The organism is Sediminicola sp. YIK13 (assembly GCF_001430825.1).
Lineage (GTDB): Bacteria > Bacteroidota > Bacteroidia > Flavobacteriales > Flavobacteriaceae > Sediminicola.
The window spans coordinates 3454525-3468855 of sequence record NZ_CP010535.1 but is presented as its reverse complement, the minus strand read 5'-3'; the positions used below and the strand labels follow the sequence as shown (position 1 = coordinate 3468855).

Below are 14331 nucleotides of genomic sequence, written 5' to 3'. Positions count from 1 at the left end.
AAGAGTTCAGGTATACCTTCGGCTTGGGCCCAAATGACCGCGAACTTAATATATCCCGAAAAAATGAACCGTAAATATAGGACTATTTCAGCTTTTCATTGCCATGATGACGGTCGTGATCTCTCTTAGCTTTAAGATCTAACTTTTTATCAAAGGATTGTTGCAAATCTATCCCTGTTTGGTTGGCCAAACAAAGAACAACAAAGAGTATATCTGCCAATTCCTCCCCTAGATCCTTGTTCTTATCGGATTCCTTTTCACTTTGCTCACCATAACGCCTTGCAATGATACGGGCTACTTCCCCTACCTCTTCTGTCAATTGGGCCATATTGGTAAGTTCATTAAAGTAACGCACCCCATGGGCCTTTATCCACTCATCTACTGCTTTTTGTGCATTTTGTATGTTCATTATTCCCTATTTTTTGTATCAATTGCAATGGTCACGGGGCCATCGTTCACCAGTTCCACCTTCATATCGGCACCAAATATTCCTGTTCCCACTTTTTGTCCTAAATCTTGCTCCATTTGGGCGACAAACCTTTCGTACAAAGGGATGGCTACCGTTGGTTTTGCGGCTTTGATATAGGAGGGTCTGTTGCCCTTTTTTGTGGATGCATGCAGGGTAAACTGACTGACAACAATGGCATTTCCGCCATTTTCTACAAGGGACTGGTTCATTACCCCTTCCGAATCATTAAAAATCCGAAGGTTTACAATTTTTCTGGACAACCATTCCAAGTCTTCTTGTTCATCTGCCTCCTCGATGCCCAATAAAATTAAAAGCCCATTGTCAATTTTAGAAATCACTTCCCCGTCTACGGTTACACTTGCTTTGGAAACCCTCTGTATAATCGCCCTCATTTATTTTTTACTATGAATGTCAATCCTGTAATTCTCATCTTCCCCGGACACCATTTGAACATAACTCCTGTACCTGCTCCAAGAAACCTCATCATTGTCCAGGGCCTCCTTGACAGCACATTTAGGCTCGTCCAAATGAAGGCAATCATTAAATTTACATTGGTTTTTTAACTTGAAGAATTCCGGGAAATAATCTCCAATCTCGCTTTTCTCCATATCCACTATACCAAATCCCTTTATTCCAGGAGTGTCTATGATCCGCGCCCCAAAATCCATATCGAACATTTCAGCAAAAGTAGTGGTATGCTGACCTTGCAGGTGTTGTTGTGATATTGCAGCGGTTTTTAGATCCAAATCCTTATCTATGGCATTGATCAACGTGGATTTACCTACCCCGGAATGGCCAGAAAACATGCTGGTTTTACCCTTCATCATTTCTTTGACCTCCTCTACGTTTTTGCCTGTTATGGCGGAAATACCCAAACAGGTATACCCCACTTCCCTATAAAGTGCTGCCATATATTTAATCTCCCCTAATTCATCCTCTGTGTAGGTATCAATCTTATTGAAAAGTATAACGGCCGGGATCTGATAGGCTTCTGATGTAACCAAAAAACGATCTATGAAGCTGGTGGAAGTAGGGGGATTGTTCAGGGTTACCATAAGAAACACCTGATCCAAATTAGAGGCAATGATATGGGTCTGTTTGGAGAGGTTTACCGATTTTCTGACGATATAATTCTTCCTATCCGCTATTTCCGAGATAATCCCCATGGTCTCATCCCCAATATGCTCCACCTCAAATTCTACCTTATCCCCAACAGCGATTGGATTGGTGCTTTTGATCCCTTGGATCCTAAATTTCCCCTTGATCTTACATTCATAAAACTCACCATCATTGGCCTTTACGGTGTACCAACTCCCTGTAGATTTATAAACGGTCCCTAACATTCAATTTTACGGTTTTAATTTATACAAAGAAACAACATTCCTTTTTAATACCTTTAATATTGAAGCGTTTCATAGTCCATAATTAACCTCTAAACCACTATCCAATGAAGAAACATTTTTTAGTCTCATGTTTGGTCCTTTTGGCGAACGTGGAAGCATGCGCACAACAGTACAAAGCAATCACTAGTGTAGAATAAATTATTCCCAATGGTCTGCCGTTCCAGAATTATTAGTGCCACTGAGTAAAAAGATTATAAGGAATGTACAAGTGAGCAAACGGAAGATGACAACGGTAGAAACAAGTAGGACCGCAGTGAAATAAGAGTAAAGAATTTTGAAGAAACAAGATTGTTGAACTTCTACAACATTGGAGGTATCCGTTTCCAGAACATTGCCGCCAATGATACCGTGATCACATCAAAAATTAACGCCATGGTTGCTGATGGCTGGGAGCTAGCCTTTGTGACCAGTGGGGTGGAAAGTGAAAGTGGAAAAGATGACGGATAGGGCATCTTTATTACCCGGTACATCTTCAAAAAACAATAATCCTTTTAATAAAAAAGCCCCACAGAACATGTGGGGCTTTTTATATAGCATTCAACATAGATTATCCGTTGATGATCTTTTCTTGATGGTTGATAGATTCCTGGTGAATCGCCTTGAACATTTTTAGTACAAACTCCTCACTCAATCCTCTAGACTCACCCTCCAAAATCATTTTACCCAAAATCTCATTCCATCTGGTGGACTGAAGTACGGCAACGTTTCTTTCCTTTTTAAGAGCTCCAATACTGTCTGAAGTTTTCATCCTTTTGCCCAATATATCCAACAACTGGTTGTCAATTACATCTATTTGAGCCCTTAGGTTGCTTAGATCCTTGGTGAAATCCTCCTCTGAATCAGTTACCTTTCTGATTTTAAGATCCCTCATAATTTGTTTCAATACTGTTGGTGTTACTTGCTGTGCCGCATCACTCCATGCATTATCAGGATCAAAATGTGTTTCTATCATTAAACCATCGAAGTTTAGATCCAGGGCCGTTTGTGATACATCAAAAATCATGTCCCTCTTTCCTGTGATATGCGATGGATCATTGATCAATGGCAAATCTGGAAACCTATTTTGAAATTCAATGGCCAATTGCCATTCTGGAATATTCCGATATTTGGTCTTTTCATACGTGGAAAAACCTCTATGGATTGCTCCCAAGTTCTTAATATTGGCAGTATATAATCTTTCTATACCTCCCAACCATAGTGATAAATCTGGGTTGATTGGGTTCTTAACCAACACTATCTTATCTGTACCTTCCAAAGCATCGGCAATTTCCTGCATGATAAAGGGACTCACCGTTGAACGCGCTCCTATCCAAAGCAAATCTACATCGTTCTCCAAAGCAAGGTCTACATGGGCCCTATTGGCTACTTCCGTTGCCGTTTTCATCCCCGTTTCTTCCTTAACTTTCTTCAACCATTTTAAACCAATGGCTCCAACACCTTCGAACATCCCGGGACGGGTTCTTGGTTTCCAAATCCCTGCGCGGAAATAGTTTACATCGCTATCCTTTAACTCATGTGCAATTTTTAATACTTGCTCTTCTGTCTCCGCACTGCAAGGTCCTGCGATTACTAACGGATGGTCCAATTGCATATCGTCCAACCATGTTCTCATTTGTTTTGAATTTTCCATTTTATTGTATTCTAATTTTTATTTAGTGGTATTCCGTTCAATATTTCTTTTATTCTATTGGTACTGCTCATTTCATTGTAGATGCCTTCATAATCCTCTTCAACGATCATCTTTTTAAAAGCTTCCAAATTTTGGATGTATTCTTCCAAGGTCTCTATGACATTTTCCTTGTTTTGCTTAAAAATTGGCGTCCACATTGCTGGAGAGCTTTTTGCCAAACGCACGGTGCTTTCAAATCCACTGCCCGCCATGTCAAAAATATCGCGCTCATTTTTTTCCTTTTCTATAACTGTCTTTCCCAACATAAATGAACTTATATGCGAAAGGTGGGAAACATATGCAATATGCTTGTCGTGAGCCTCTGGGTTCATATACCTAATTCTCATCCCCAATTTTTGGAAGATTTCCAAAGCTCTTTCCTGCAATTTAAACGCCGTTTTTTCTACCTCGCATATAATATTGGTCTTTCCTTTATACAGGCCATTGATGGCTGCTGAAGGTCCCGAAAATTCAGTTCCCGCAATAGGATGGCATGCCAGAAAGTTCCTTCTTTTGGGATGTTGGTCCAACGTACTGCAAATTAACGCTTTTGTAGACCCTGCGTCCAACACCACTGCATTGTCATTTACGACATCCAAAACTTTGGGAAGCACTGAAACCATCACATCTACGGGGATAGAAACAATGACCACATCCGCTATTGACAAATCTTGATACGTAGCACTATTATCTATCAATCCCAGTGATAATGCCTCTTCCAAATGGGTTTCATTGGTATCTATACCATATATTTTCGCCTCTGGATCAAAATTTTTGATATCCTTGGCCATGGAGCCACCAATTAAACCTACACCGATTATAAATACGTTCATCTCTTTAAAATCTACTTATTGCTTCCTTAATTTTATCCTCGGTAACACAAAGTGAAAACCTAATATACCCTTCTCCATTACTTCCAAAAATGGTTCCCGGGGTAATAAAAATATTCTTGTCGTACAGCACCTCATCAATAAAGGCTTCTGCCGAGGCAATTCCTGCAGGTAATTTTGCCCAAACGAACATGCCCACTGCATTTTGCCCATCGTAGGTACAGTTCAACTTATCTGCCAATTGAAAAACCAAATTTCTTCTGGAGGTATACACTTGGGTCAGTTTATCAAACCAGGCATCACTGCTTTCAAGGGCTGCAATGGCCCCTTTTTGTATGCCATAGAACATACCGGAATCCATGTTGCTCTTCACCTTTAAGACCTCATCGATATGTGCCTTGCTTCCCAATACCATTCCTACCCGCCATCCGGCCATATTAAAGGTCTTGCTCAAGGAATTTAGTTCCAATGCCACTTCCATGGCGCCCTCCACGCCTAGAATACTGATAGGGCTTTGGTTAAGCACAAAGCTGTAGGGATTGTCATTGACCATAAGAATATTGTTGCGTTTGGCAAAGGCCACGAGATCCTTGAGCTGATCCTTAGATGCCGTGGCACCCGTAGGCATATGTGGGTAACTGGTCCACATAATTTTCACCTTGGACAGATCTTCCTGTTCCAAAACTTCCAAATCGGGAAACCATCCATTTTTGGCTACCAAATCGTAAAATTTGGGAACGGCACCCACCAGATTGGTAACGGAAGAATAGGTCGGATATCCAGGGTTGGGAATCAAAACTTCATCTCCTGGGTTTAAAAATGCCATACTGATGTGCATAATCCCTTCCTTGGAGCCCATCAACGGCAACACTTCATTGGCAGGGTTCACGGTGACCCCAAATTTTGCATGATAAAATGAGGCAAAAGCTTCCCGCAACTCAGGGAGTCCCTGATAGCTTTGGTATTGATGTGCATTGGCACCATTTACAGATTCCTGTAGGGCCTCAATAACCTCTTTTGAAGGGGCTAAATCCGGACTTCCTATACCCATATTGATAATGGGCCTGCCTTCGGCCATCAAACCCCTAACCTCTCTCAATTTTTTGGAGAAGTAGTACTCTTCAACTGTTTTTAATCTATCTGCAGCAATCATAAGTTTCTTCCATTTTTATATTCGCCCAATACCCTAAATTCTTCGGACATGATCTCTAAGAGTGACTTTGCCTTCGCATAATGGGCATAAGAATCAAAAGTGACATCCACAAAAAATGAATATTTCCATGGGCGCTCTATTACGGGCAAGGATTGTATCTTCGTTAGGTTCAGGTTACAATCGCTCATCACATTCAATACTGCCGCTAAACTCCCCCTTTTATGATCTGTCAAAAATCGTAAGGAGGCTTTGTTTATCTCTTCCTCAGGGAGTACCTTGTTTTGGGTCTTAACAATGATAAACCTAGTTGAGTTGTTCTTTATCGTTTGTATCTCTGATGCGATAATTTCAAGGTCATAGAGTTCTGATGCCACCCTAGGGGCAATAGCCGCAATATGTTTTAATTGTCCTTCCTGGATTCTCTTGGCAGTTTCCGCGGTATCCACATCCTCTACAAGTTTTATGGTAGGATAGTCCCTAAAATACTCTTTGCACTGTAACAAAGCCATCGGATGGGAATGTACTTCTTGGATGTCGGCCATCTGTTGACCCTTGAGCACCATTAGATGATGGTGGATATTTAGATAATGCTCCCCAATAATGTGCAGGTTATTCTTGAATACCAAAGCGTAATTGGGAATAATTGATCCTGCGATAGAGTTTTCAATGGCCATTACGCCTTTATCGGCCTTATTGATGAGCAACTGATCCACCAGCCCATCGAAGGACATGCATTCCACCAAATCTATATCTTCTCCAAAGTGATCCTTTGCCACTTGATGGTGGTTGGATCCCCTTATTCCCTGTATTGCTATTTTTAATCCCATTATGCTTATCCTACCCTATTTTTAAAGGGAATATTTGTTCGTTTTAAAAAAGAAAGCCATTTAAGTTTAGACCAAAAAAAAAGTCCCTGTTTTCACGGGACTTTTTTACTATCTATATTTTTAAAATATGCTAGAACAGTCCCGTACCTCCCTTAAAAAAGAAGTAGAAATAAAAACCGTTCCAGATATATTGTTTTGTCATTTTCTTATGAAATGTTCAGCTAAGGTAAATATTATATTTAAAAATCAGCTTTTATGAGGTTCTTTTTTCAAATATTCCAATTTATTAAACAATTGCCATTCATATGAAGGTAAAAAATAACAATTATTGAGAATAATTGATTTTTAAAATTTCCCCAGATTCCTGAATGAATAAAACCTTCCTATTCAATAGTTCTTAAAATTCTCTAATTTGGATACCAGTACCTACCGCGAAATAGAAATCCTGGTTTCGTTAATTTGCTTTATTTTTGATAAAAATTATTTTTATGTCCATAGCGGTCAAAAACATCTCTAAAAGTTTTGGTTCCCAAAAAGCATTATCAAATATATCCTTTACCATAGAAAAAGGGGAAATTGTTGGATTCTTAGGCCCCAATGGTGCTGGCAAATCAACCCTGATGAAAATCCTTACGACTTATAGTCTTGCAGACAATGGGGAAGCAGCTGTAAATTCCTTTGATGTGCAAACTGATAAAAAACAGGTACAAAAAAGTATCGGATACCTTCCAGAACACAATCCGCTCTATTTGGATATGTATGTAAAGGAGTATCTGGAATTCAATGCCAATGTTTATAAGGTAGGGAAAGACCGGATTGAAACGGTCATCGACCAAACAGGCCTGGCTCCCGAGTCACACAAAAAAATTGGACAACTTTCAAAGGGATACCGTCAGAGGGTGGGCCTTGCCGCTGCCTTGTTGCACGATCCTGAGGTGTTGATTTTGGATGAACCAACTACCGGACTGGACCCCAACCAACTTTTGGAAATACGCAAACTGATCAAAGAGATAGGGAAACAAAAAACCATCTTACTGTCTACCCATATTATGAAAGAGGTAGAAGCTGTTTGTGACCGTGTCATCATCATCAACAAAGGAGTTGTAGTGGCCGATAAGAAACTGGAGGAGTTGAGATCTGAGGAAGAACAAATTATAGAAGTTGAATTCGACTATAGGGTGGAGGAAGCCTTTTTGCAAAAATTGCCCAATGTGGTCCATGTTAAAAATATTGGAGGCTTTGTCTATGATATTACTTTCAACACCTCTGTAGATATGAGACCCGTTGTCTTTGATTTTGCCCATGACAATAAACTTAAAACGCTACAATTAAGCAGAAAGAACAAAAATCTAGAAAGTCTGTTCACGGAATTGACCAATATTTAAAAGCCAATTCCTTTTTGATAAATACAAAAAGAGCCTCTGGTAGAGGCTCTTTTTTTTAGTTCTTCTCCATCCGTTGACCCGATGGAATAAATAAAACTATTGACCCATGATCAAAGCCGGGATTTCCAATTTTTTATACATCTCGTTATAGGCCTTCATTTCGGTAACCACCATTGCATCGCGCTCCTTTTTAAAAGAATTCCATTGTCCCAATAAATCGGACAATCTGGTCTTAGCACCTTGGGTCACTTTTGGATAGGCTTCATCTATATATCCCTTCAAATGCAACAATTGGGCACTTAATTTATTATTGAAGTTGATGACATCCTGAAAAGTCTCCTGTTTTGGTTGGATAAGGTTTTCTTCCCAAGTTTCTATACGGGTTAACAAAGAGTCTCCCAGAACCACCAGTTCTTTGGCGCCGCTTATGGTGTTGTTCTTTTCCAATAACTTTTTATAAGCCTCAATCTGACTTTTCGTGGAACGCATTTGATTAACAGCTTCATGCATATCCTGAATAGTCTGGTCTATGGAGGCCAATATATCTTGTTGCTCTGCATATTCAACGGTAGTTGCCTCTATATTTGGATTCATCATAACAGTTACGGTTGTCTCTGAAACGTTGCCATCCAATGAAAGCTTTAAGGTATAAGTTCCGGGCCCTACTCTGTAGCCACTATTTCCACCCATGGAAAACACCTTCTCCACCACTGGAATATCTTCGGTTCTAAAATCCCATGTGAAACGGTTATATCCTTTTTTTGAGGAAAGAACCTCAGGCTTGGACGGACCTCCGGGCCATGATCTAAAATCCTTTGGTTTTTTATTGGTAAACGTTCTAATGAGCTTATCGCCTTTAAATACTTCCAATGTTAAATCCAAGCTATCCACTGCCTTGGGCAAGTAATAATCCATGGTAACGCCTTCCTTGGGGTTCTGTCCAATTCCAGGCACTGGCTTATCGCTACTTCCCCCGAAAAGAAGGTAGGTATCCTTAGGCTGGAACAATGTCATACTTTCTTTATTAAATTCGTTATTCTGCAGGGCACTAAGGTCATCCAAGATCCAGAACGATCTTCCCGCCGTTGCGGCAATAAGATCATTGTCTTGTATCGCCAGATCATTGATGGCCACTACGGGTAGGTTCAATTGAAAAGGCTGCCAATTGGCCCCTGCGTCAAACGAAATATAAAGTCCAGTCTCCGTACCGGCATAGAGCAGTCCCGGTTTCTTGGGATCTTCCTTTACCACTCTTACGAAGGTATGGGGATCCGAAATGCCATTGACCACCTTGGTCCATGAAGCACCGTAATCTGTTGTCTTATAAATGTATGGGGCAAGGTCCATAAACTTGTATTTCATAACCGTCACGTAGGCCGTGGCAGGATTATGGGGAGAAACTTCTATATGATTGACAATGCCTTCACCCAAACCAGCTGGACTCACATTTTGCCATGATCCGCCACCATCCTTGGTGATATGCACTAGTCCGTCATCCGAACCTGCCCAAAGCACCCCTTTTTCATGGGGCGACTCTACTAAGTACATAATGGTATTATAATTTTCACCACCTGCGGCCTCATTGGTAAACGGGCCGCCACCGGGTCCTTGTTTGGTTTTGTCATTTCTGGTAAGGTCACCGGAAACGGTCTCCCAGGTTGTACCGCCATCCATGGTCTTAAAAACTACGTTACCTGCGTGATAAATGGTATTGACATCGTGGGGAGAGGCTATGATTGGTGCGTTCCAATTATATCGGAACTTAAAATCACTAGGCACTACGCCCAACCCCAGTTCAGGATATTCCTTAATGGATTTTGATTGCTGCGAAGCCTTATAAAATTTTTCAATGATCCCTTGGTAACACCCACCATAGATCACATCAGGATTATTGGGATCAAAGGCCAAATATGCACTTTCACATCCAGATGCAGGCTGCCAGTCTTGCCAATCGATGCCATTGTCCGTGGTCCTGCTCACTATGGATACAGAAGAATTGTCCTGCTGGCCCCCATAAATGTTGTAAGGCACCAAATTATCCGTGATTACCCTATAAAATTGCGCCGTGGGCTGATTCTCCTGGGTACTCCAGCTTTTGCCCCCATTATTGGAAACATTTGCGCCACCATCATTAGAGTTGATCATAATATCATGGTTATTTGGGTGTATCCACAAATGATGGTTATCCCCATGAGGCGTGGAAATGGGACTGAAATTTGCCCCACCATCGATGGATTTGGTCACGGGAGCATTAAGGACATACACCCAATCCTCATTCTGTGGATCCGCAAAAATTTCCATGTAGTACCAAGATCTGGCAATATTGATCCTATCCTTACTTGTCTGTTTCCACTTTTTTCCGCCATCATCAGAACGATATACCCCACCTTGCTTTCCTTCGGCCTCCAAAACGGCATACACCCTGTCAGAATTTGCACGTGATACCGAAATACCCGATTTGCCCATTTCCTTGGGCAACCCTTCCTTCATCTGTTCCCAAGTGGTACCGCCATCCGTTGATTTATAGAGACCGGAACCCTCTCCACCGGAAACCATGGTCCATGGAAATCGTTGGTGTTCCCACATACTGGCATATAGGATCAAGGAATTGTTCATATCCATGCTCAAAGAGGATGCCCCGGTAAGATTGTTTACGAAAAGTACTTTTTCCCAGGTGGCACCACCATCTTTGGAGCGGTAAACACCCCTATCTGAAGACGCTCCGTATTGAGCCCCTTGGGCAGAGATAAAAATAATATTAGGATCCTTGGGATCTATGACCACATCAGAAATATGCCTGCTATTCTCCAGCCCAATATGCTTCCAAGTTTTTCCTGCATCCATGGATTTATAAACTCCATTTCCCATGGAGGTCATCACCCCTCTGGCAGCATGTTCCCCCATCCCGACGACCACCATATTGGAATTGCTCTCGGCAACTGCTATCGCACCTACGGTCCCTGTCTTAAAGAATCCGTCCGAAATATTCTTCCATGTAATGCCGTCATCGACGGTTTTCCAAACTCCACCTCCGGTAGAACCCATATAATAGGTCATTGGCTGGTCTACCACGCCTGTACTCGTTACACTTCTTCCCCCTCTAAATGGGCCTATATTTCGCCATTTTAGCTGGTGAAAATCTTTATCGACCAGTACGGTTTCCGGTACGGGGTTTTTCTTCTTGCTGCGTTGGGGATATAAAAATAAGGGAAGTAAAAGAAAGGTTAACAGAAGTAAACGAACAGTGCTCATCATATTGGTTTAGTTGGATTATTGATACTAATTTAAACCCGACACAAATCAAAAAAAACAATTGAATAACTATTTCTTTTTTTGGTCGGTTCGCATAAATATAAAGAAACTTTTCACAGAAATTGAAAAAGTAGTCAAGATAGAATGTAGAGCATCCCCAGTTCTTATTTCCTATGCCATTAGGTTGCTTAAAATCTCATCTACAACCTCATCCAGCTCTTGCTGAATTTCAGGATTCGTGCAGTTCACCAAAATGGAAAATACAACTTGTTGTTTTGGATACACAAAAAAATTGGAATAGCCCCCAACCCCATTGCCAATATGTCCGTAAAAAGGTCTCCCCTTCTTATCCCTACTCACCTGCCAACCCAACCCATAATAAGTGGGTTTATTCTCTACCATTTCTGAGGTTACAAATTGGGACCAGGTGTGTTCCTTGCCCACTTTTTTTTGGAGATAGACATTCCCAAAATTGGCGACATCTTCAGAAGTGGAAAGAAATCCCCCTCCTGCCAGTTTGTACCAATTATTAACGGGGATAGCCTTTCTAAAGCCAATCCTGTTTTTGGAATAGAAGCTTGCAGCATCAGAATACTTTTTACCGGCAACTTCCGGAGTTGTATTGTACAATTGTAATGGCAGCAGCACCTTTTCCCTGACATACTCATCAAATGGCAACCCACTGGCCTCCTGCATAGCAAGGGAGACCATCACCCAGTCAAAACTATTGTAATGATAACTTGTTCCGGGTTTAAAAAGCAGATCCGAATCCTTAAAAATCTCTATGCTTTCCTTAATAGAGTATGGCTTATTCAACCCATACTCCTTCCCCTTGTATCCTCTTATACCTGCCGTGTGACCCGCCAAATGACGAATTGTAAAGTCATATTGCTTTTTCGGAAAATAGGGCACGTATTTATAAAATGAAGCATCCAGATTTATAAGATTGTCTTCAACCATTTGGGCCAAAGCCGTGGCGGCTATGGGTTTGGATACGCTGGCAATCCTAAATATGGTTTTCCTTGGATCCACTCCCTTTTTGGAATCCAGGTCGGCATAACCGTACCCTTTTTGAAAAATGGTGACTCCTTCTTTTAAAACCGTAACGGCCAAACCCGGTATCTTGTTCTCCTTGATGAGCCCTTGCAATAAAACATCCGCTTGGCTCAAGTTTTCGGGAACTAAACCTCCACCAATTAATCTTTTGGAAACAAAGAAATTCTTGAGGTATGTAAAAAGTGGAAAGGTCATATGTACCTAAATATAATCAAAACTGTATCCGTTCAAACTATTTGAACCGGGATTCTGGACAAATCCTTACCAAGTGCAACGAAGCACAACTCTTTGAAAACCTAATCCTTGAAAATCAGTCGCCCTTTATAAATTTCCTCAACCTCTATCACCGCTGGTCTTTCATAACTAATAACGTCTCCCGTGCCTCTTAAAGTACCCTTTAGGGATTGTGTTGGGCGCAGGAGCATATCATTGGTTCCCCTATGGCTTAGAATGATATTATCCGATATTAATTCATTGGCCTCCAAGCGGGAATCCCCGGCAGCAAAAACAATGTTGAAATTCACGGTATTTCCCCGTAATTTAAAATAGGATATCCCATTGGAAACGATACGAACCGTTTCCGCATTTAATTCCAAATCAAAGGAACCACTTGTGTTTTCAGCATCGGGAACTGTAAAAGATTCAGAGAGCAACGTTAAGTTTTGGAACTCCAGAACACCATCGCTGGTGATAGGAAAACCGGTACTGCTTCTTATCTCCACAATATCTGGTGCTGTCACGTAAATCTTTGTGAGGTTGTATTTACGGGTAAAATTACAATTGTTTTCATCCCGCAATAACAGTCTGCCTTCAACTACCTCGGCGGTTACTTCGTTTCTCAGGAATTCCCCTGTTTCAATTTCCACCTTGGTAACATCTCCTTGTTTTAAAATCAATTCTACATTATCGTAAATCGTTATTCTGTTGAATTCAGCAACAACCACTTCCTCCAATACCAAGTCCCCGGCATTTTGAAAACAATCGGGTGCGTTCTCCCCGTTGCAAGAAGTAAGGAGCACCAACAACAAAAAAGGTACAGTTCTAAATATTTTGATCATTATTTTTAATATTACTAGTATCAAATAATTTGCATTTCTATCGGCCATTATTATAACCGTATCCCGATTCCGAATTCTACAGCTTCTGCTTTTGCCCCGTGGGATTTTAAGGTAATGGCCGCAAATAGCTTATCACCAAAGTAACGTTTTAGACCAATTCTATTGTAAATCCTTCCTTCAAAATCAAAGGGATAATACACGTAATAGCCCAATTGTGAGGTGACTGACATTTGATTGATAAAAAGTTCGTGACCTATAAATAACCCCACCCTTTTATAATCGTCATCAGCTGAAACTTCCAATTCTGGAAAAGCTATGGATTGGAACCTGATCAATTCCTTTAAAAATTTAGAGAAAAACACATCCCCTCCCAATTGAAGGGCACTTTTTCTTCCCAATCTTTTATCCGCATAGGCCGAAACAATATAAAAAGGATACTGCCCGGAATTGACTACATCACTTTCGTTTAGTCCCGATCTAAATACAAAATTATAACGGATAGGTTCCGAAATTTTTTCACCCGCTTGTGCAGGTAGGTAATCTATGGTCTTCCCACCGTCCAAATCATACACCAGCCCTACATTAAAAGCCAGGGTATTGGTAGATGTATTGGGAGCCCTAAAATTGGCATTGGAATAATGTATCAAGGATAATCCTGCATTAAACCCCAATCCCTTAAAAATATTCCCCTTATGATAGTTCAACATTAAATAGGTAGAACTCAAAAAGTCAGATCCATAGGCGTTATTCCTGAAATTTTCTACTTTTTCATACGGATTCGTAGTATAGGCAATCCCCTGACCGATTCTGAATTGAAGGTTTCTATTGAGTAAATAGAAATTGTAATGGGCGTATAACCCGTAGTTCTTACCAAGGGTAGAATTGTTCATATCCTGATAGATGAACGAATAGCCCACATCCGGATAATTATATGCCGCCTCCCATTCCTCAAAACCGTAGGTCTTTCTATTCACCCCAAGGATCAATCCGCCTGGATGGGCAGAGATCAAATGGGAGATGTCTGGGTTGTGCAGAATTACGGAACCATAAAACTGATTGACATCTACCGTATATTTTTCAGGAACATCAACTGTCTGAGAAAAGCAAAGAGCACCTACAAGAAAGAAGGCGAGAAATAGGTTTCGATTCATGGGGTGTAAAAATAGCAAATAGATTTAAGTCGTTCCGCATTGCAAATGCCAAATCTTAGATTAGAATCCAACTTGTGC

At 40.9% G+C, this 14331-nt stretch carries 12 protein-coding genes and 1 pseudogene; 2 read left to right on the top strand and 11 right to left on the bottom strand.

What is annotated here, in order from left to right; translation table 11 throughout:
- Positions 1 to 82: 82 nt before the first annotated feature.
- The 3 genes from SB49_RS15315 to rsgA are packed head-to-tail and all read right to left on the bottom strand — an operon-like array spanning position 83 to position 1812.
- The gene (locus tag SB49_RS15315; RefSeq protein ID WP_062058422.1) at positions 83 to 409 is read right to left on the bottom strand and encodes a nucleotide pyrophosphohydrolase; all 327 of its coding nucleotides are present in this window, start codon (positions 407 to 409) and stop codon (positions 83 to 85) included.
- Positions 409 to 861 carry a D-aminoacyl-tRNA deacylase gene (gene dtd / locus SB49_RS15310; protein WP_062058419.1) on the bottom strand — a complete coding sequence of 151 codons (453 nt, stop codon included), beginning with the start codon at positions 859 to 861 and terminating at the stop codon, positions 409 to 411. Before dtd ends, SB49_RS15315 begins: the two co-directional genes overlap by 1 nt.
- A complete protein-coding gene (rsgA, locus tag SB49_RS15305) occupies positions 862 to 1812 on the bottom strand; it encodes a ribosome small subunit-dependent GTPase A (RefSeq protein ID WP_062058416.1) in 951 nt (316 codons plus the stop codon).
- Between the two features lie 104 nt (positions 1813 to 1916).
- On the opposite strand from rsgA, the pseudogene SB49_RS15300 reads away from it, so the two are divergent.
- Positions 1917 to 2319, top strand: a pseudogene (locus SB49_RS15300) (hypothetical protein).
- Positions 2320 to 2419: 100 nt separating this feature from the next.
- Here SB49_RS15300 and SB49_RS15295 read toward each other — a convergent pair.
- The 4 genes from SB49_RS15295 to SB49_RS15280 are packed head-to-tail and all read right to left on the bottom strand — an operon-like array spanning position 2420 to position 6351.
- Positions 2420 to 3502, bottom strand: coding sequence for a bifunctional 3-deoxy-7-phosphoheptulonate synthase/chorismate mutase type II (locus tag SB49_RS15295; protein WP_062058413.1), 1083 nt, complete (start codon positions 3500 to 3502; stop codon positions 2420 to 2422).
- A gap of 11 nt (positions 3503 to 3513) precedes the next feature.
- Positions 3514 to 4374: a prephenate dehydrogenase gene (locus tag SB49_RS15290; RefSeq protein WP_062058410.1), complete on the bottom strand. Its 861-nt coding sequence runs from the start codon at positions 4372 to 4374 to the stop codon at positions 3514 to 3516.
- Between the two features lie 4 nt (positions 4375 to 4378).
- Positions 4379 to 5524 (bottom strand): pyridoxal phosphate-dependent aminotransferase, encoded by a 1146-nt coding sequence (locus SB49_RS15285; RefSeq protein WP_062058407.1) that lies wholly within the window; start codon positions 5522 to 5524, stop codon positions 4379 to 4381.
- The gene (locus SB49_RS15280; RefSeq protein ID WP_062058404.1) at positions 5521 to 6351 is read right to left on the bottom strand and encodes a prephenate dehydratase; all 831 of its coding nucleotides are present in this window, start codon (positions 6349 to 6351) and stop codon (positions 5521 to 5523) included. The genes SB49_RS15285 and SB49_RS15280 overlap by 4 nt, the downstream gene beginning before the upstream one ends.
- Before the next feature lie 488 nt (positions 6352 to 6839).
- Here SB49_RS15280 and gldA point away from each other — a divergent pair, with 488 nt between their 5' ends.
- Positions 6840 to 7736 (top strand): gliding motility-associated ABC transporter ATP-binding subunit GldA, encoded by an 897-nt coding sequence (gene gldA / locus SB49_RS15275; protein ID WP_062058401.1) that lies wholly within the window; start codon positions 6840 to 6842, stop codon positions 7734 to 7736.
- A 96-nt stretch (positions 7737 to 7832) separates the two neighbouring features.
- Here the strand turns inward: gldA and SB49_RS15270 are convergent, their stop codons facing one another.
- The 4 genes from SB49_RS15270 to SB49_RS15255 all read right to left on the bottom strand — a co-directional run bounded on the left by SB49_RS15270 (position 7833) and on the right by SB49_RS15255 (position 14253).
- Complete coding sequence (locus SB49_RS15270; protein ID WP_335337879.1) at positions 7833 to 10991, bottom strand: WD40/YVTN/BNR-like repeat-containing protein; 3159 nt, start codon at positions 10989 to 10991, stop codon at positions 7833 to 7835.
- 168 nt (positions 10992 to 11159) lie between these two features.
- Positions 11160 to 12239 (bottom strand): serine hydrolase domain-containing protein, encoded by a 1080-nt coding sequence (locus SB49_RS15265; protein ID WP_062058398.1) that lies wholly within the window; start codon positions 12237 to 12239, stop codon positions 11160 to 11162.
- Positions 12240 to 12340: 101 nt separating this feature from the next.
- Entirely contained in the window at positions 12341 to 13102 is a 762-nt protein-coding gene (locus SB49_RS15260) for a head GIN domain-containing protein (RefSeq protein WP_062059309.1), read from the bottom strand.
- A 50-nt stretch (positions 13103 to 13152) separates the two neighbouring features.
- Complete coding sequence (locus SB49_RS15255; protein ID WP_062058395.1) at positions 13153 to 14253, bottom strand: acyloxyacyl hydrolase; 1101 nt, start codon at positions 14251 to 14253, stop codon at positions 13153 to 13155.
- Between the last annotated feature and the right edge of the window lie 78 nt (positions 14254 to 14331).